Origin of the sequence: Allocatelliglobosispora scoriae, from assembly GCF_014204945.1 — a bacterium.
GTDB classification, from domain to species: domain Bacteria; phylum Actinomycetota; class Actinomycetes; order Mycobacteriales; family Micromonosporaceae; genus Allocatelliglobosispora; species Allocatelliglobosispora scoriae.
On sequence record NZ_JACHMN010000002.1, the window covers coordinates 1,051,386 to 1,067,532 of the forward strand.

Annotated in this window: 13 protein-coding genes; 10 read left to right on the top strand and 3 right to left on the bottom strand. The window is 71.3% G+C overall.

Translation table 11 applies throughout. The features are described from left to right. Positions 1-8: 8 nt before the first annotated feature. From F4553_RS10435 to F4553_RS10450, 4 genes are all read left to right on the top strand, one after another. Positions 9-1,670 (top strand): fatty acyl-AMP ligase, encoded by a 1,662-nt coding sequence (locus F4553_RS10435; protein WP_184834913.1) that lies wholly within the window; start codon positions 9-11, stop codon positions 1,668-1,670. Continuing rightward, a complete protein-coding gene (locus F4553_RS10440) occupies positions 1,667-2,515 on the top strand; it encodes a phosphopantetheine-binding protein (RefSeq protein WP_184834915.1) in 849 nt (282 codons plus the stop codon). Before F4553_RS10435 ends, F4553_RS10440 begins: the two co-directional genes overlap by 4 nt. 64 nt (positions 2,516-2,579) lie before the next feature. Beyond that, entirely contained in the window at positions 2,580-3,197 is a 618-nt protein-coding gene (locus tag F4553_RS10445; RefSeq protein WP_184834917.1) for a hypothetical protein, read from the top strand. A 66-nt stretch (positions 3,198-3,263) separates the two neighbouring features. Then, complete coding sequence (locus F4553_RS10450) at positions 3,264-3,782, top strand: DUF4352 domain-containing protein (RefSeq protein ID WP_184834919.1); 519 nt, start codon at positions 3,264-3,266, stop codon at positions 3,780-3,782. A 24-nt stretch (positions 3,783-3,806) separates the two neighbouring features. Here the strand turns inward: F4553_RS10450 and F4553_RS10455 are convergent, their stop codons facing one another. Together F4553_RS10455 and F4553_RS10460 are read right to left on the bottom strand one after the other, a co-directional pair. Then, positions 3,807-4,352: a response regulator gene (locus tag F4553_RS10455; protein WP_312875376.1), complete on the bottom strand. Its 546-nt coding sequence runs from the start codon at positions 4,350-4,352 to the stop codon at positions 3,807-3,809. A 5-nt stretch (positions 4,353-4,357) separates the two neighbouring features. Beyond that, entirely contained in the window at positions 4,358-8,746 is a 4,389-nt protein-coding gene (locus F4553_RS10460) for a HAMP domain-containing protein (protein ID WP_184834921.1), read from the bottom strand. A gap of 138 nt (positions 8,747-8,884) precedes the next feature. Between F4553_RS10460 and F4553_RS42350 the strand changes: the two genes are divergently transcribed. The 5 genes from F4553_RS42350 to F4553_RS10485 all read left to right on the top strand — a co-directional run bounded on the left by F4553_RS42350 (position 8,885) and on the right by F4553_RS10485 (position 12,347). After that, on the top strand, positions 8,885-10,447 hold the full coding sequence (locus F4553_RS42350; protein WP_184834923.1) for a PP2C family protein-serine/threonine phosphatase: 1,563 nt from the start codon (positions 8,885-8,887) through the stop codon (positions 10,445-10,447). A gap of 96 nt (positions 10,448-10,543) precedes the next feature. Then, positions 10,544-10,873: an STAS domain-containing protein gene (locus tag F4553_RS10470; RefSeq protein ID WP_184834925.1), complete on the top strand. Its 330-nt coding sequence runs from the start codon at positions 10,544-10,546 to the stop codon at positions 10,871-10,873. A gap of 158 nt (positions 10,874-11,031) precedes the next feature. Continuing rightward, positions 11,032-11,436, top strand: coding sequence for an ATP-binding protein (locus F4553_RS10475; protein WP_184834927.1), 405 nt, complete (start codon positions 11,032-11,034; stop codon positions 11,434-11,436). Positions 11,437-11,567: 131 nt separating this feature from the next. Then, on the top strand, positions 11,568-12,092 hold the full coding sequence (locus F4553_RS10480; protein ID WP_184834929.1) for a hypothetical protein: 525 nt from the start codon (positions 11,568-11,570) through the stop codon (positions 12,090-12,092). Positions 12,093-12,164: 72 nt separating this feature from the next. Further along, the gene (locus F4553_RS10485; RefSeq protein ID WP_184834931.1) at positions 12,165-12,347 is read left to right on the top strand and encodes a hypothetical protein; all 183 of its coding nucleotides are present in this window, start codon (positions 12,165-12,167) and stop codon (positions 12,345-12,347) included. On the opposite strand, the gene F4553_RS10490 is transcribed toward F4553_RS10485, so the two are convergent. Continuing rightward, positions 12,305-15,265 carry an AfsR/SARP family transcriptional regulator gene (locus F4553_RS10490; RefSeq protein WP_184834933.1) on the bottom strand — a complete coding sequence of 987 codons (2,961 nt, stop codon included), beginning with the start codon at positions 15,263-15,265 and terminating at the stop codon, positions 12,305-12,307. The two genes, F4553_RS10485 and F4553_RS10490, sit on opposite strands and share 43 nt — an antisense overlap. A gap of 138 nt (positions 15,266-15,403) precedes the next feature. Here F4553_RS10490 and F4553_RS10495 point away from each other — a divergent pair, with 138 nt between their 5' ends. Next, entirely contained in the window at positions 15,404-16,003 is a 600-nt protein-coding gene (locus F4553_RS10495) for a hypothetical protein (RefSeq protein WP_184834935.1), read from the top strand. Positions 16,004-16,147: the final 144 nt, after the last annotated feature.

The following is a 16,147-nucleotide window of genomic DNA, read 5'->3' on the forward strand; positions in this document are numbered from 1 at the left end:
TGCTCGACATGAAGACGGTGATAGATGCGATCGCCGCGACGGTCGACCGCGGCGGCACCCTGACGGTGGCGGGGATCGGCTCCCGGCCCGACACCGTCGCGTCCTGGGCGGAGCTGCACGACCGGGCTCGCCGCCTCGCCACCACCCTCGCCGGCCACGGCGTCGGCCCCGGCAGCCGGGTCGGCCTGCTCGGCGACACGAGCGTCGGCCTGATCACCGCGATGCAGGCCGTCTGGCTGCGCGGCGCGGCCTTCACCGTGCTGCCGACCCCCGGCCGCTCCGGCCGCCACGCCCACCTGGCGCACCTGCTCGCCGTCGCCGCCGACGCGGCCTACGACCTGGTCATCGTCGACGACGACCTGGCCGGGATCGCCGACGAGCTGCAGCCCGCCGTGGCGGTACGGTCGCTGCGGGAGCTGCTCGCGGTGCCCGCCCCGCCCGCCGAGGTCGTCCGGCCCGCTGCGGGGGAGCTGGCGGTGCTGCAGTACACGTCCGGGTCGACGCGGACGCCGCGCGGGGTGCCGGTGACGCACGGGAACCTCGCCGCCAACCTCGACGCGATCGAGGGTGCGCTCGGCCGCGACTGCCTCGACCCGGCGACCGCGTGCTGGCTGAGCTGGCTGCCGCTCTATCACGACATGGGGCTGATCGGCTTCCTGGCACTGCCGATGTCGCGGAGCTGCCCGCTCGTCCTGCAGTCCCCGACCACCTTCGCCATGCGCCCGGCCAGCTGGCTGGAACGCCTCGCCGGGCACCGAGCCACCAGCACCGGGGCGCCCAACTTCGCCTTCGGCCTGATGGCGCAGCTGCTGGAGTCCGCGGGTGACACCGATCTGAGCTCGGTGCGCCTCCTCTTCTCCGGCGGTGAGCCGATCGACCCGGCCACGATGGCGCGCTTCGCCGCCGCCGGGGAGCGGCACGGGCTCGACCCGCACGCCGTCGTGGGTGCCTACGGGCTCGCCGAGTCGACGCTGGCGGTCACCTTCGCGGCGCTCGGTGCCGGTGTCACCGTCGACGAGATCGACCGGGAGGCGCTGGAGCTCGACGGGGTGGCGGTTCCGGCGACCGCCGGGCGGACCTCGCGGCAGCTCGTCCGGCTCGGACGGCCCGTGCCCGGCACCTCGCTGCGGATCGTCGACGTGGCGACCGGCGATCCCGTCCCGCCGCGGATGGTCGGCGAGGTCGAGGTGAGCGGTGCCTCCGTGGTCGGCGGCTACTGGGGCGAGGCGAGCCGGGAGGGCGCCTGGCTGCGTACCGGCGACCTGGGTTATCTCGCCGACGGAGAGCTGGTCGTCTGCGGCCGTGCCAAGGACGTGCTCTTCGCGGCCGGGCGCAACGTCTACCCGCAGGATGTGGAGGCCGCCGCGACCGGGGTGCCCGGCGTGCGCCCCGGCGGAGCCGCCGCCTTCGGCATCCCCGCCGATCGGGGCGACCGGCTCGTCGTCGCCGTCGAGTCGCGGGGCACCGACAGCGACGCGCTGCGCCGAGCCGTCGCGATCGCCGTCGCGGGCGAGACCGGCATGGCCCCGGCCGACGTGGTGATGGTGCGGCTGGGCCGCCTCCCCAAGACCTCCTCCGGCAAGCTGCGCCGCGCCGAGACCCGGCGCCGCTACCTCGCCGGAGAACTGTCCGACGGCCTTTCCCCCCAACCAGAACGGAGTGTCCGATGACGACAGACACGGTGGCCGCCCCGCCGCGCGAGCGGGTCCGTACCGAGCTCGCGGCCCTGCTCGACGTGGACCTCTCGGCGGTGCCCGACCGCGCCTCGCTCCGCGACGGGCTCGCCCTGGACAGCCTGACGATGATGCGCGTCATCACCTGGCTGGAGGCGCGCGGCGTGCCGATCCTCGCCGAGGAGCTGCTCCCCGCGAGCGTCGGCGACCTGCTGGCCCGGGTGGAGAGCCGCGGTGACGGGCCCCGGCTGCGGATCGGCGGCCTGCCCGGCATCCCCGAGCACCTGCGGGCGACGCCACCGCACGACCCGCTCGTGCCGGTGCTGGAGACGCGCGCGCTGCGGCTGACGCCGATCGTCGGCGAGGACCTGGGCTTCCTCTACTCGCTCGCCGTCGAGCCGGAGACCGGTTTCCGCTGGCGCTATCGCGGCTCGATCCCGCCGCTGGAGCGGTTCCGGGCGGAGCTGTGGAACCAGGTCCTCCTGCAGTACGTGGTGCGCCGGGTCGCCGACGACGCCCCGGTCGGGCACGTGGTCGCCTACGGCGACGAGCTCAGCCTGCGGCACACCTATGTCGGGGCGGTCTTCCACCCGAGCAGCGCCGGCACCGGGCTGCCCGCGCAGGCGGTCTCGCTCTTCGTCCGGCACCTGTTCCACACGTTCCCGCTGAACAAGGTCTACATGGAGGTGCCGGGGATCAACTGGCCGCAGGTGCAGAGCGGCCAGGGCAGCCTCTTCCAGGTCGAGGGTGTGCTCCGCGACCACGACTACTACGCCGGGCGGCTGTGGGACAAGTACGTCTGCGCGATCTACCCCGACGGCCGCGCACCCGCGGCTTCCTGACCTCCGGCCGCCGCGGCAACGGCGGCCGGAGTCCATCCCCATCCACAGAGGAAGGAGACCTTCGATGAGTCTCAACTGTAACCGCCATCGCGCCGTGATGGCGATGGCCGCGGCCGGGGTGCTCACCGCGCTCGCGACCAGCACACCGGCCTTCGCCGCGCCGACCACCGAGACGAGCGAACCGCAGATCGTCGCCGGCGCCCCCAACGCGGTGGTCGTCAACACCGGCCTCACCTCGGCCATGGGCGACAAGGTCGTCGAGATGGCCTACCAGGAGCTCAACAGCGACCGCACGCTGGAGACCCCGATGGGCTCCAACTGCAACTACTACTCCAAGGTCTGGAACAAGCCCTGCCAGGCGTGGTGCGCCGACTTCACCAAGGTCGTGTGGAAGAACGCCGGTGTCTACGACTGGCAGCGCCTGGACTCCGAGGCGGGCACCACGGCCCGCTGGGCCCGCACCTACGGCCGGTGGCACGCGGGCACGGCCGGGATCATCCCGGGCGCCGCGGTGACCTACAACAGCTCGGGCGACCCGTTCGTCGACTCCGACCACGTCGGCACCTTCGTCGGCTGGGTCAACGGCCAGCCGAAGGTCGTCTCCGGCAACTTCAACAACCAGGTCTACAAGCACAACCTCAGCTACGGTACGCCGATCGCGGGCTGGGCCGACCCCTCGTAGTGACCGCCGGGGCGCGCTCCGCACCGGGCGCGCCCCGGTCTCCCGACCGTCTGGAGCTGATATCCGATGACCGCTTCGCCTCCCCGATTCGCCGCCGTCCTGATCGCGCTCGTGCTCGGCGGCTGCACCTCGACCGTCCAGCCCGACGCACCCGTTGCGCTCTCACCGGTGACCCGCCAGTCGGCGGACCCGGAGATCCCGGTCTCGGTGCTCGGCGTCGGCGACTCCTTCGGCGCCGATCTGCGCGGCGACGGCCATGCCACGATCACCGTCACCGAGGTGTCGGCGGTGCCCGCTGCGGCACCGGGGCGGGTACGCCTCGTCGTCACGGTCGCGATCCTGCTCGACAAGGCGGGCGACCCGATCACGGGCGGGCCGGAGAACTTCCGCTTCCGCGACGCGCCCGGCACCGTCCACAAGGCTCAAACCGGCGCACTCCGCCCGGCGCTGCCGTCGGTCAGCCTCACCACCACCGGGCAGCGCAGCGGCGGCAAGCTCTTCTTCGACATCCCGGCGGGGTCGGCGAAGGGCGGCTACCTCCAGCTCATGACCGGCAACCTCGTCCACGCCCTCTGGAAGGTCTGACCGGCACCGCGTGATCCGCGCCGGCTAGGGCGTGTCGGCGTCGCGGATCGCGGCCTGGAGCAGCTCCGTCGCGAGCTTGACGGCCTCGGTCGGCGGATTCTCGGCGAGCACCGCGAGCGTCTTGCCGACCGTCTCCTCCAGCTGCGCGAGCTGCCGCGCCAGTACGCCGATGTGCTCGGACTTGAGGTACATCTCCACCAGGATCGAGACCTTCGCCCGCAGCACCCACGGGTCGAACGGCTTCGTCATGTAATCGACGGCCCCGGCGGCGTACCCCCGCAGTGCCAGCCGGGCGTCCCGATCCGCCGCGGTGAGGAAGATGATCGGGATCTGCCGGGTGCGCTCCCGGCTCTTGATGTGCGCCGCCGTCTCGAAGCCGTCCATGCCGGGCATGTGCGCGTCGAGCAGGATCAGCGCGAAATCGCCCTTGAGGAGCTGCTTGAGAGCCGCGTCCCCGCTGTCCGCGGTGACCGCCTGCACGGGCAGGCCCTGCAGCATCGCCTCCAGCGCCACGAGGTTGTCGTGCCGGTCGTCGACGAGCAGGATCTTGGCCGGTTGGCCCGGCACGATCGGCGTCACTGCCCCACCTGCGGCGCCCGGTAGCTCATCCAGCTCGCCATGAGCCGCAGCAGCTCGTCGAGGTCGACCGGCTTGGTGATGTAGTCGCTGGCCCCGGCCGCCACCGCGGTGTCCCGGTCGCCGGGCATCGCCTTGGCGGTCAGGAAGATCACCGGCAGGTCGGCGAGGTGCGGGTTACGGCGGATGATGCGGGTGGTCTCGTACCCGTCCTGCTCCGGCATCATCGCGTCCATCAGGACGATGTCGATGTCCGGGTTCTCGGCGAGCAGGCGTACGCCGTCGGTGCCGTTGTCGGCGTAGAGCACCCGCAGCCCGTGCAGCTCCAGGGCGCTGGTCAGGGCGAAGACGTTGCGCACGTCGTCGTCGACGATGAGGACCTTCGCACCGTCGAGCCGGGCGCCGTTGACCGACTGCAGCCCGGCGGTGACCCGCCCGACGATCGGCTGCCGGGCCGGCGAGACGGGAGCGGGGTTGTCCGGCCGGGCGGCGAGGATCGGCGTCGACTGCGCCGTGGCCGGATCGTTGGTGAGCATCCCCGGCAGGTAGAGCGTGAAGACCGAGCCCTCGCCGGGGGTGGAGGCGACGGTGATGCTGCCGCCGAGGAGCCGGGCCAGCTCGCGGCTGATCGACAATCCGAGCCCCGTACCGCCGTATTTCCGGCTCGTCGTGCCGTCCGCCTGCTTGAACTCGTCGAAGATCAGGGCGAGCTTGCCGGCCGAGATGCCGATGCCGCTGTCGTGCACGGAGAACATCACGACGTGGCCGGCCTGGCGCAGCGCCGGGTCCTCGAAGTGGGTGCCGGGCGGTGCGAGCCGGATGTCGAGGCTGACCGAGCCGACATCGGTGAACTTCACCGCGTTGGCCATCAGGTTGCGCAGGATCTGCTGGAGGCGCTGGGCGTCGGTGAGCATCGAGGCGGGCAGCTCGTCGGCGATGCTCAGGTGCAGCAGCAGGTTCTTCTCCTCGGCCTGCGGCCGGAAGGCGCGCTCCACATAGTCGCTGATCTCCTGGAAGGAGACCTCGCCGAGCTCGACGTCCATCCGGCCGGCCTCGATCTTGGACAGGTCGAGGATGTCGTCGATCAGGGCCATCAGGTCGGACCCGGCGTTGTGGATGGTGCGGGCGAACTCGATCTGCTTCGCGGTGAGGTTGGCCTCGGTGTTGTCGGCGAGCAGGCGGGCGAGGAGCAGCAGGGAGTTCAGCGGCGTACGCAACTCGTGGCTCATGTTCGCCAGGAACTCGGACTTGTAGCGGGACGCGGCCGTGAGCTGCTGCGCCTTCTCCTCCAGACCGGTCCGGGCGAGCTCGATCTCCCGGTTCTTGATCTCGACGTTGCGGTTCTGCTCGGAGAGCAGCGACGCCTTCTCCTCCAGCTCGTTGTTGGCGCGCTGGAGCTCGGCCGACTGCTCGCGCAGCTCGTGCGCGAGGCGCTGGGACTGGTCGAGGAGCTCCTCGGTCCGCCGGTTGGCGAGGATCGTGTTGAGCGCGACGCCGATGGTGCTGACGAGCCGGTCGAGGAAGTCGACGTGCAGCTCGGAGAAGCCGGACACGGTGGCGAACTCGATGACGCCGAGCAGCCGGCCCTCGAAGATGACCGGCAGGATGATGAGATCGTTGGCGATCATCGTCGCGGTGCCGGACTGCACGGTGAGCCCGGTGTGCGAGCCCGCGACCCGGATGTTGCGCAGATCGGCTCCGGCCTGGCCGACCAGGCCGCTGCCGAGCGCGAAGGAGACATCGCCCTCGTGGTCGGTGAGGCCGTAGGAGGCCGCTCGGCGGACCCGGGCGATCTGCGTGGCACCGACCGGCTCCTCATGCAGGAAGAACGCGCCGACCTGCGCGTCGATCAGCGGCGCCACCTCCGAGATGATCATTTTGCAGACCTCGCTGAGGTCGCGCTGCCCCTGGAGCAGGCCGCTCGTCCGCGCGATGTTGGAGTCGAGCCAGCCCTGCTCGGCGTTCTTACGGGTCGTCGTCCCCAGCGTGACGATCATCTGGTTGATGTTGTCCTTGAGCTCGGCGACCTCGCCGAGCGCACCGACGTCGATGCGCTGGGTCAGGTCGCCGCGGGTCACGGCGGTGGAGACCTCGGCGATGGCGCGAAGCTGGGTGGTGAGGGTGGAGGCGAGCTGGTTGACGTTCTCGGTGAGGTCGCGCCAGGTGCCGGAGACGCCGCGCACCTGCGCCTGGCCGCCGAGCTTGCCCTCGGTGCCGACCTCGCGGGCGACACGCGTCACCTCGTCGGCGAAGCTGCTCAGCTGGTCGACCATCGTGTTGACGGTGGACTTCAGCTCCAGGATCTCGCCGTAGGCGTCGACGGTGATCTTCTGGCTCAGATCGCCCTGCGCCACGGCGGTCGTCACCTGAGCGATGTTGCGGACCTGCGAGGTGAGGTTGGACGCCATGAAGTTCACGTTGTCGGTGAGGTCACGCCACGTCCCCGCGACACCCCGCACCTGCGCCTGACCGCCGAGCTTGCCCTCGGTGCCGACCTCGCGGGCGACACGCGTCACCTCGTCGGCGAAGCTGCTCAGCTGGTCGACCATCGTGTTGACGACGTCCTTGAGCTCCAGGATCTCGCCCTGCGCCGCCACCGTGATCTTCTGCGACAGGTCGCCCTTGGCCACCGCCGTCGCGACCTGCGAGATGTTGCGCACCTGCGAGGTGAGGTTGGACGCCATGAAGTTCACGTTGTCGGTGAGGTCACGCCACGTCCCCGCGACACCCCGCACCTGCGCCTGACCGCCGAGCTTGCCCTCGGTGCCGACCTCGCGGGCCACCCGGGTGACCTCGTCGGCGAAGCTGCTCAGCTGGTCGACCATCGTGTTGACAGTGGACTTCAGCTCCAGGATCTCACCACGCGCGTCAACGGTGATCTTCTGCGACAGGTCGCCCTGCGCCACCGCCGTCGTCACCTGCGCGATGTTACGCACCTGAGCCGTCAAGTTCCCGGCGAGCTGATTCACATTCTCCGTCAGATCCCGCCACGTCCCCGACACACCCGAGACCTGCGCCTGACCACCCAGCTTCCCCTCAGAACCGACCTCGCGGGCCACCCGGGTCACCTCGTCGGCGAAGCTGCTCAGCTGGTCGACCATCGTGTTGACAGTGGACTTCAGCTCCAGGATCTCACCACGCGCGTCAACGGTGATCTTCTGCGACAGGTCGCCCTGCGCCACCGCCGTCGTCACCTGCGCGATGTTACGCACCTGAGCCGTCAAGTTCCCGGCAAGCTGATTCACATTCTCCGTCAGATCCCGCCACGTCCCCGACACACCCGAGACCTGCGCCTGACCACCGAGCTTGCCCTCGGAACCCACCTCGCGGGCCACCCGGGTCACCTCACCGGCGAAGCTGCTCAGCTGGTCGACCATCGTGTTGACGACATCCTTGAGCTCCAGGATCTCACCCTGCGCCGCCACCGTGATCTTCTGCGACAGGTCGCCCTTGGCCACCGCCGTCGCCACCTGCGAGATGTTGCGGACCTGCGAGGTGAGGTTGGACGCCATGTAGTTGACGGCCTCGGTGAGGTCCTTCCAGGTCCCGGCGACGTTGGGCACGTCGGCCTGCCCGCCGAGCTTGCCCTCGGTGCCGACCTCGCGGGCCACCCGGGTCACCTGCTCGGCGAAGACGCGCAGCGTCCGGGTCAGGGAGTTGATCGTGTCGGCGAGATCGGCCACCTCGCCCTGCGCCGAGATGTTGATCTTCTGGGAGAGGTCGCCCTCGGCGATCGCCGTCGTCACCTGTGAGATCGACCGCACCTGGTTGGTGAGGTTCGACGCCATGAAGTTGACGTTGTCGGTGAGGTCGCGCCAGGTCCCGGAGACGCCGCGGACATCGGCCTGCCCGCCGAGCTTGCCCTCGGTGCCGACCTCGCGGGCCACCCGGGTCACCTCGTCGGCGAAGCTGCTGAGCTGGTCCATCATCTTGTTGACCGTGCGGCCGATCGTCTGGAACTCGCCCCGCAGCGGGCGGCCGTCGATGTCGAGCGCCATGTGCTGGGAGAGGTCGCCCTCGGCGACCGCCACGATCACGCGGGCGAACTCCGTCGTGGGCCGGCCGAGGTCGTCGATGAGGTTGTTGATGGCCCGGATGCCCTCACCCCACGCCGCCTCGAAGGCCTCCTCGTCGAGCCGCTCGGTGACCCGGCCCTCCCGTCCGACGACCCGCGAGATGCGCAGCAGCTCACGGTTGCGCCTGCTCAGCAGCGACGTGACGTCGTTGAAGGCGTCGGCCACCTCCCCCTGCACGCCCGCGGCGCGCGGTAGGCGTACCTGGAAATCGCCCTGCCGGACCGCGTGCAGCGCGGCCAGCACCTCACGCCAGGCGGCCTCGTCATCCGACCGGACGGCGGTGCCGCCCTCGACGGCGTTCTCGACGGTCATCGGGCCCTCCGCACTGCTCGACAGCTATGACGGCGGGAGATCAACAGACTCCCCGCCAGACCTCATGATGGCCTATCGGGCAGGTGTCGACCAACATTCATCCGGGCAGCGCCGCCGGATGGGTGGCAGACTGCAGCGGTGCCAGGAGCAGATCACACCGCCTCGGAAGCCGCGATCGAGGCAGTTCTGGCCGCCTGTCCCCCGGCCACCGGGGCCGACTCGCCCGCCTACGTCGATCAGGTGTTGATGCTGCTCGGCGAGCATCTGCGGGCCGACGGCTGCGCCCTGCTCGTCGACCGCAACGACGGCACCGGGCTCGCCGTCGAGGCGTCCTGGGGGCAGCCGCTGCGCGAAGGCACCGCGGTCCGGGTCGCCCTCTCCATCGGCGCGCCGTGGCACGCGCAGCTCCTCGTCGGCACGCCGGACCCGCAGGGTTCGCGGCTCCTCACGGCCGTCGCGAGCCGCCTGCTCGGCCTCGCCCTGGACATGCAGCGGTTGTACGAGTCGGATCAGGCCCGCCAGCAGTCGCTGACCTTCCTGGTCGAGGTGAGCGACCTGCTGACCCAGTCCCTCGACCTCGCCCTCACCACGGCGCTGATCCCCCGCCTCGTCGTACCCAGGCTGGGCAGCTGGGCAGCCCTCTACCTCGGTGAACCCGGTGGTGAGCACCCCCTAGTCGCGGTCTCGCACGTCGACGAGAACGCCACGACCGACATGTTCGACCGCCGGCACGAGCTCGGCCGGTCGCTCGCCACGGCGCGGCTCGCCGCCGTCTTCGACGCTCCGCCGGGCTCGCCGCTGCCCGCCCCGCTGAGCGGTTTCGCGGTGCCGCTGCTCGCCAACGGGCAGCGGATCGGCGCCCTGGTGATCGGCCGCGAGCACCGGCCGCCACTGGAGGACATGATCCTCGCCGAGGAGCTCGCCCGGCGGGCCAGCGCCGCCATCACCAACGCCCGGCTGCACGAGGAGCGGCGGCGGATCGCGCACACCCTCCAGCAGTCCCTGCTCCCCAAGACGCTGCCCTGGATCCCGCGGGTGGACGTGGGCGCCTGCTACCTGCCCAGCGGAGTGGGGACCGAGGTCGGCGGCGACCTCTACGACGTGATGGCGATGCCCGACGGGCGGTGGCTCGCCTATGTCGGCGACGTCTCGGGCAAGGGGATCCAGGCCGCGGCGATGACCGGATTCGTGCGGGACGTGATCCGCATCCTGGTCGCGGACGGCAAACCCGTCCCCACCATCCTCTCGATCCTCAACACCACCCTGTTCGAGCGGGCCGAGCGATACATCACCCTCGCGCTGACGACGATCGACGCACCCGACCTCCGCAGCGGGGTCGCCGAGGTCACCGTCTACCTCGCCGGGCACGACGCGCCGCTGCTCCTGCACGCCGACGCCGAGGTCACCTCGGTCGGCGTCGGCGGCACCGCGCTCGGCCTCGTCGCGAGCACCTCCGCCACGGCGGTGCCGGTCTCCCTCTCCCCCGGCGACACCCTCGTCTTCCACACCGACGGCGTGACCGAGCGCCGGCGGGGTCGGGAGTTCCTCGGCCGCGACCGGGTCTGCGCCACGCTGAGCACGCTCGCCGGGCACCCCGCCGAGGTCATCGCCGAGCGGATCGCCTCGCTCGCGAAGAACTTCTCCGCCGAACCCGTACGGGACGACATCGCGGTCCTCGCCGTCCGCAACGCCGCCTCGTAGGGGCGCCACCGTCTCGCCACGCGGTCACCCGCCCCGGTAGGGTCTCAGGGCGAGCAGATGCCCGTCAGAGGCGCGGAAGGCGAGGGAACCATGCGGATGTCGACCCACGTCGACCACGACGGCACCGTGCGCCTGACGCTCGACGGCGAGATAGATCTGCAGGTCAAGGACGAGCTCGACACCACGCTCAACGACGTGCTCGCGTCCGACTCCCCCGGAGTCCTGATCGACGTGACGGCCGTCACCTTCCTCGACTCCTCGGGCATCGGCACACTGGTCCGGGGATACCGGCAGGCGGAGATCGCCGACAAGGGGTTCCGGATCACCGGCGCCCAGGGCATGGTGCTCCGCGTCCTGCAGGTGACCGGCGTCGCGGAGCTGCTCGCCGCCGGTCCGGCGGCCGCACGGTCCGCCGACGCTTCCTGAGCAGCACATCCGATCCGATTGATCGCGCTCCCAGCGGTAGGAGTTCGGCGGAGTGGGTAAGGGCGAGTAATGCGAAGCCTTCCGACCCCCCTGAACCGACGCGTCGAACCTGAGCAGAGCCGCGGCGGATGCCAGGGTCCACCGGGGGATGTGGCGGCATGCTGAGCGCATCGACGAAGCTGCCCATCAGCCCGGCGAGCGGTGCGGCGGCCCGCCGGTTCGTCATGGAGCGCCTCGACGAGTGGGGTTACCAGCAGTCCTACGACGACATTCTCATCGTCGCCGCCGAACTGGTGAGCAACGCCGTCCGGCACGGCGTCGCCCCGGTGCTGCTGCGGCTCGCCACCCAGGACGGCTGCCTGCACCTCGAGGTCGCCGACGGCAGCTCCGAGGAGCCGGTCCGGCACGAACGCCCGGGGGTCGACGGCGGTTTCGGCCTGATGCTCATCGAGCGCCTCTGCACCAGGTGGGGTGTCGAGCACGTCGGCAACGGCAAGTACGTCTGGTGCGACTGCCCCCTCAGCCGCTCCGCCGAAGCCGCGCCGGACGCCGAGCCGGCCTGACGTCTTCGGCGGCGTGGACCTCCCCGGCGGCGCAGCACTCGCATAGGCGCTGACCTGCACTACAACAGTTCTGCAACAGCACTTCGATAGAGATGTGCATCCGGATCTGTGAGGTTGGGGAGGAGATTGGGATGCGCAAGGTGCATGGACGGTTGGCCGCGCTGTCAGCCCTCGTCGTCGCGGCGACGGGGCTCACGATCGCAGGCGTGTCGGCGGTCGCGCAGGCGGGCTGCGACAAGGGTCGCGAGATCACCATCAATGACATCGCCGTTGCCGAGGGCACCGCGCCGGAGAGCGGGCCGGTCACCTGGTTCACCTTCAAGGTGCACAGTGCGGGCTGCGCCGAGGCGGGCGAGCTGTCGTTCTCGGTGCTGCACGAGACGACCGACGACAAGGATCTGCGGCTCAGCGACGGCAAGATCGCCTTCGACAAGGGCGACCTGTCCGGCAAGGAGATCTCGGTGCCGGTCTACGCCGACTCCGAAGACGAGCAGTGGGAGAAGTTCGTCGTGCTGCTGCACTCGCCGACCCGGGGCATCCGCTTCTGCAAGGATTTCGCGATCGCGCAGATCGCCAACGACGACGGCGACGCCAGGGGCAAGCCGATCGTGTTCCCGTCGATGGAGCCGCGCTGCGAGCTGCACAAATCACGCTGACCTGCGGTTAGAGCGGTCCCCGTGGGGGTAGAACTACCCCACAGGGACCGTTTCACCCATCCGGAGGCAGTCGTGACCAACCCCATCGAGGCCCAGCCCGATCCTTCGTTCGTCGAGGAGACGCCGGAGGAGTTCGCGGCGCAGCCCGATCCGGACTTCCGGCGCGTACCGGTCGAGGGTGTCGAGGAGGAGCCCGCCGACGAGCGGGCAGATCAGAAGTCGGCCGACCCCGAGCCGCTGGAGGACCCGGCCTGATCGTGGCGGTCGAGCTCCGCGATGAGCTGCTGCACGATGCCGAGCTCGTAGTCGTCCGGGATGCGCTCGCGCAGCTCCAGCGCTCGCCGCAGGTCGGCTCTCGCCCCGGCGGGGTCGCCCGCGGCGAGCCGCGCGCTGCCCAGGTCGGCGAGGGCGATCGACTGCAGGTGCTCGTCGTTGGTGCTGCGGCTGATCTGATACTCCTCCGCGAAGGTCGCCAGCGCCTCGTCGGTCCGTCCCGACCGGAGCTGCACGGTACCGATCTGGTGCAGGGTGCTCGACTGATAGAGCAGGTTGCCGGTCGTGCGCCGCAGCGCGAGCGCCTCGCCGAAGCAGGCCATCGCGGCCTCGTCATCGCCCCGGTAACCGTGCGTCTCGCCCATGCTGTGCCAGATCGCGCCCTCCAGGCGCACGTCGCCGTCCTGCCGCGCGAGCGCCAGTCCCTGCTCCAGGCAGGACAGACTGAGATCCAGTCGGCCGGTACGCGCGTGCAGGTGCCCCAGGTTGTTGAGCGCCAGCAGCACCCCCAACCGGTGGTTGTTCGCCGTGTGCACGGCGAGCGCCTGCTCGCACGCCTCCGTCGCCGCCTCGAACTGCCGCAGCTCCCCGAGCGTGGCGGCGATGTTGTTGTAGACGTGCCCCCGGCCCCGCTCGTCCCCGGTCGACGCCATCACCACGAGGGCTGCCCGCAGCTGGTCGAGTGCCTCGTCGTGCCGGTGCGCGGTGATGAGGGCGACCCCGAGCCCGGAGAGCATCATCCCCTCGGCGACCCGATCCCCGAGCCGGACGGCGGCCGCGTGCCCCCGTCGGTAGATCTCGACCCGGTCCCCGGCGTGCCCGCGTGACTCGAAATACCCCGCGATCAGGTAGCTGAGCTGCCACGTCACCGCGAGGTGCCCGTGCCGCTCGGCGTGCACGACGACGGCGACGAGATTGGCGTGCTCCCGGTCGAGGAAGGCGAGCACCGCGTCGGGGGTGCGGGCGAAGGGCGGTTCGAAGGCCGTGTCGGCGGCGGGCACCCGGTCGCGGGCCGGGTCGAGGATGCGGTTCGCTGCGTGGGCGATGGCGAGGTACCAGTCGAGGATGCGGGTGGTCGCCGCGGCCCGGTCGGCGGCGTCGGTCTCGGCGGCCTGCTCGACGGCGTAGATCCGGATCAGGTCGTGCATGCGGTAGCGGCCGCTGTGGACCTCGGTGATGAGGTGCGCCGAGGCGAGCTCGTCGAGGTCCCGCCTCGCCCGGCCGTGCGAGATCCCGGTCAGCGCCGCCGAGAGGTGGGTGGAGAAGGTCACACCGGGATGCAGGCCGAGCAGCCGGAACAGGGCCGCCGCCGAGCCGCTGAGCGAGTCGTGGACGGTGGCGAGGACGTTGCGGACACTGCGGGTGTCGCCGTCGATCGCGAGCACGTCGAGGCGGTCGTCGCCGGAGAGCTCCGCGACGAGGTCCGCGATGGGCTGGCGGGGCCGGGCCGCGAGCTTCGCCGCCGCGAGCCGCAGGGCCAGCGGGATCCCGCCGCACAATCGGGCGAGCTGCGCAGCCTCCGCGGTCTCCGCCGCCACCCGGGCCGGGCCGAGCACCCCGCGCAGCAGCGCCATCGCCTCGTCGGGGGCGAGCACGTCGAGCTCGACCTGGCGTACCTCGTGGTAGGCCGCGAGCGCCGCGAGCCGGCGGCGGCTCGTCACCACGAGCAGGCTGGTCGGGGTCGGCGGAACGAGCGGCAGCACGTGGTCGGCGGTCCCGGCGTCGTCGAGCACGAGCAGCATCCGGCGCGGCCCGATCAGCGAGCGGTAGAGCCCGAGCTGGTCGGCGACGTGCTGCGGCACCCGATCGGCCGGTACGCCGAGTCCGCGCAGCACGTAGGCGAGCGCCTCGGACGGCGGCAGCGACGCGTCCGGGTCCTCGCCGCGCAGGTCGAGGAAGAGCTGACCGTCCGGAAAGGACTCCTTGATCCGGCGGGTCCACTGTGCCGCGAAGGCGGTCTTGCCCATCCCGGCCGGACCGCAGATCACCACCACCCGGCTCTCCCCGCTCGGCCCGGCCAGCCACCCGTCGAGCTCGTCGAGGTGGGCCGCCCGACCGGCGAAGTGCCCCACCGGCGGCGGGAGCTGCGCCGGTGTCACCGCGATCGGCTCCGGCGGCGGCGGTGCGGCCACCGCGGCGAGGTCCAGATCGGGGTCGCCGCGCAGGATCGCCGTGTGCAGGCGCTGCAGCCGAACGTCGGGATCGACGCCGAGCTCGTCGGCGAGCCGCTCCCGCAGCAGGTGATAGCGCTCCAGTGCGTCGGCGCGACGGCCGGAGCGGTAGAGCGCCAGCATCAGCAGCCGCGCCAGCCCCTCCCGGCTCGGGTGCTCGGCGACGAGCCGCTCCAGCTCCGCGACGCCCTGCCCGTGCTCGCCGAGCCGCAGCCGCGCCTCCCACAGCTCCTCCTGCGCCGCGAGCCGCATCTCGTGCAGCCGGGTCACCTCGGCCGCCGCCCAGCCGTGCGGCGGCCCGTCGGCGAGCGCGTCACCGTGCCACAGCCCGAGTGCCTCCTGCAGACCGGCCGCGGCGTCGGCCCAGGCACCGGCGTCGAGGGCGGTGCGGGCGCGCAGCACCGCCGCGTCGAACCGGTGCGCGTCGACGCAGTCACGCGGGATCGCCAGCGTGTAGCCCGGCTCGCGGGTGAGCAGCAGATCGGGGAGTCCGGCCGCCTCCAGCGCCTGGCGTACCCGGGAGACGTGGCTGTGCAGCGTGCGCAGCGCGGTGCGCGGCGGATCCTCGCCCCAGAGCGCATCGACGAGCCGGTCCCTGGAGACGACGCTGCCGCCGGCGAGCGCGAGCAGGCCGACGAGCGTGCGCTGGCGGCCGCCGACCAGCTCGGCCGGGCCGCCGGGACCCGCGACCGTGACCGGTCCGAGGACCCGGAACCCGACCTGGCTCACGATTCTCGCCTCCACAACAGCAGCACAACAGCGGCACAACAGCAGGTCCACACAGTAGCCACGCGATCGACGTGATGCTCGTGCCACACCTGCCGGACATCCGACGCTCGCGACGCCCTACTGCCATGAGGAGTTTTGATGAAGTCCCTACGTGCCTGCGTGGCCGCGCTCGCGATCGCGACGCTCGGTGTGCTCGCCTCCCCCGCCGCTCCGGCTCAGGCCTACCCCAGCCCGGGTATCGAGTGCTACACGATCATCGACAGCAACGGGAACCCTCAGATCCACTGCATCGCGGTCGGCGCGCTGCAGGAGATCGACTGGTGCAAGGGCTGCCCGTGGGCGATCAGCTTCAAGGATGACATCGTCTTCCCGGAGACGTTCGACATCGATGTGATCCAGGGCGTCGAGAACCTCTCGCTCGCGGCGGCCGCGGCCGACCCCCGGGTCGCCGCCCGCTTCCACGACGCCGCGATCGCGGACTTCGCCTCGGCCGCCCGCGGGCTCGGCAAGCAGACCGCCAGCCCCGGCCCGGTCGGCGTCTACGACACCGCCCACCGCAAGTTCGTCGCCGACAACCAGTCCTGGCTCGCCGCGGCCGGCCAGGACCTCGCGGACGGCCTCGCGCTGCTCCAGAAGTCCTTCGGCAGCCGCGACAGTGCCGCGCTGGTGAAGGCCGCGACCGCCGAGTTCGACGAGGCGTTCAAGGAGATCTCCGGCAAGCAGGTCATCGGCGGCTGATCCGGTCCGGCCGTCCAGCGCAAGATCGCCGCAACTCTTGAAGAGTCGGTGTCATACGCGCGCGGCTCGATCGCATCGTTGCTGGCCCCCACCGCCCCGCGCGGTGGGGGCGCCATCGCGTGCGGCGGCGAGGTTGCGGGAAAT

Bases quoted from the DNA above. Each gene is read 5' to 3' on its own strand.
- F4553_RS10435 (WP_184834913.1), top strand. From the start codon at position 9: ATGAAGACGGTGATAGATGCGATCGCCGCGACGGTCGACCGCGGCGGC.
- F4553_RS10440 (WP_184834915.1), top strand. From the start codon at position 1,667: ATGACGACAGACACGGTGGCCGCCCCGCCGCGCGAGCGGGTCCGTACC.
- F4553_RS10445 (WP_184834917.1), top strand. From the start codon at position 2,580: ATGAGTCTCAACTGTAACCGCCATCGCGCCGTGATGGCGATGGCCGCG.
- F4553_RS10450 (WP_184834919.1), top strand. From the start codon at position 3,264: ATGACCGCTTCGCCTCCCCGATTCGCCGCCGTCCTGATCGCGCTCGTG.
- F4553_RS10460 (WP_184834921.1), bottom strand. From the start codon at position 8,746: ATGACCGTCGAGAACGCCGTCGAGGGCGGCACCGCCGTCCGGTCGGAT.
- F4553_RS10470 (WP_184834925.1), top strand. From the start codon at position 10,544: ATGTCGACCCACGTCGACCACGACGGCACCGTGCGCCTGACGCTCGAC.
- F4553_RS10475 (WP_184834927.1), top strand. From the start codon at position 11,032: ATGCTGAGCGCATCGACGAAGCTGCCCATCAGCCCGGCGAGCGGTGCG.
- F4553_RS10480 (WP_184834929.1), top strand. From the start codon at position 11,568: ATGCGCAAGGTGCATGGACGGTTGGCCGCGCTGTCAGCCCTCGTCGTC.
- F4553_RS10495 (WP_184834935.1), top strand. From the start codon at position 15,404: ATGAAGTCCCTACGTGCCTGCGTGGCCGCGCTCGCGATCGCGACGCTC.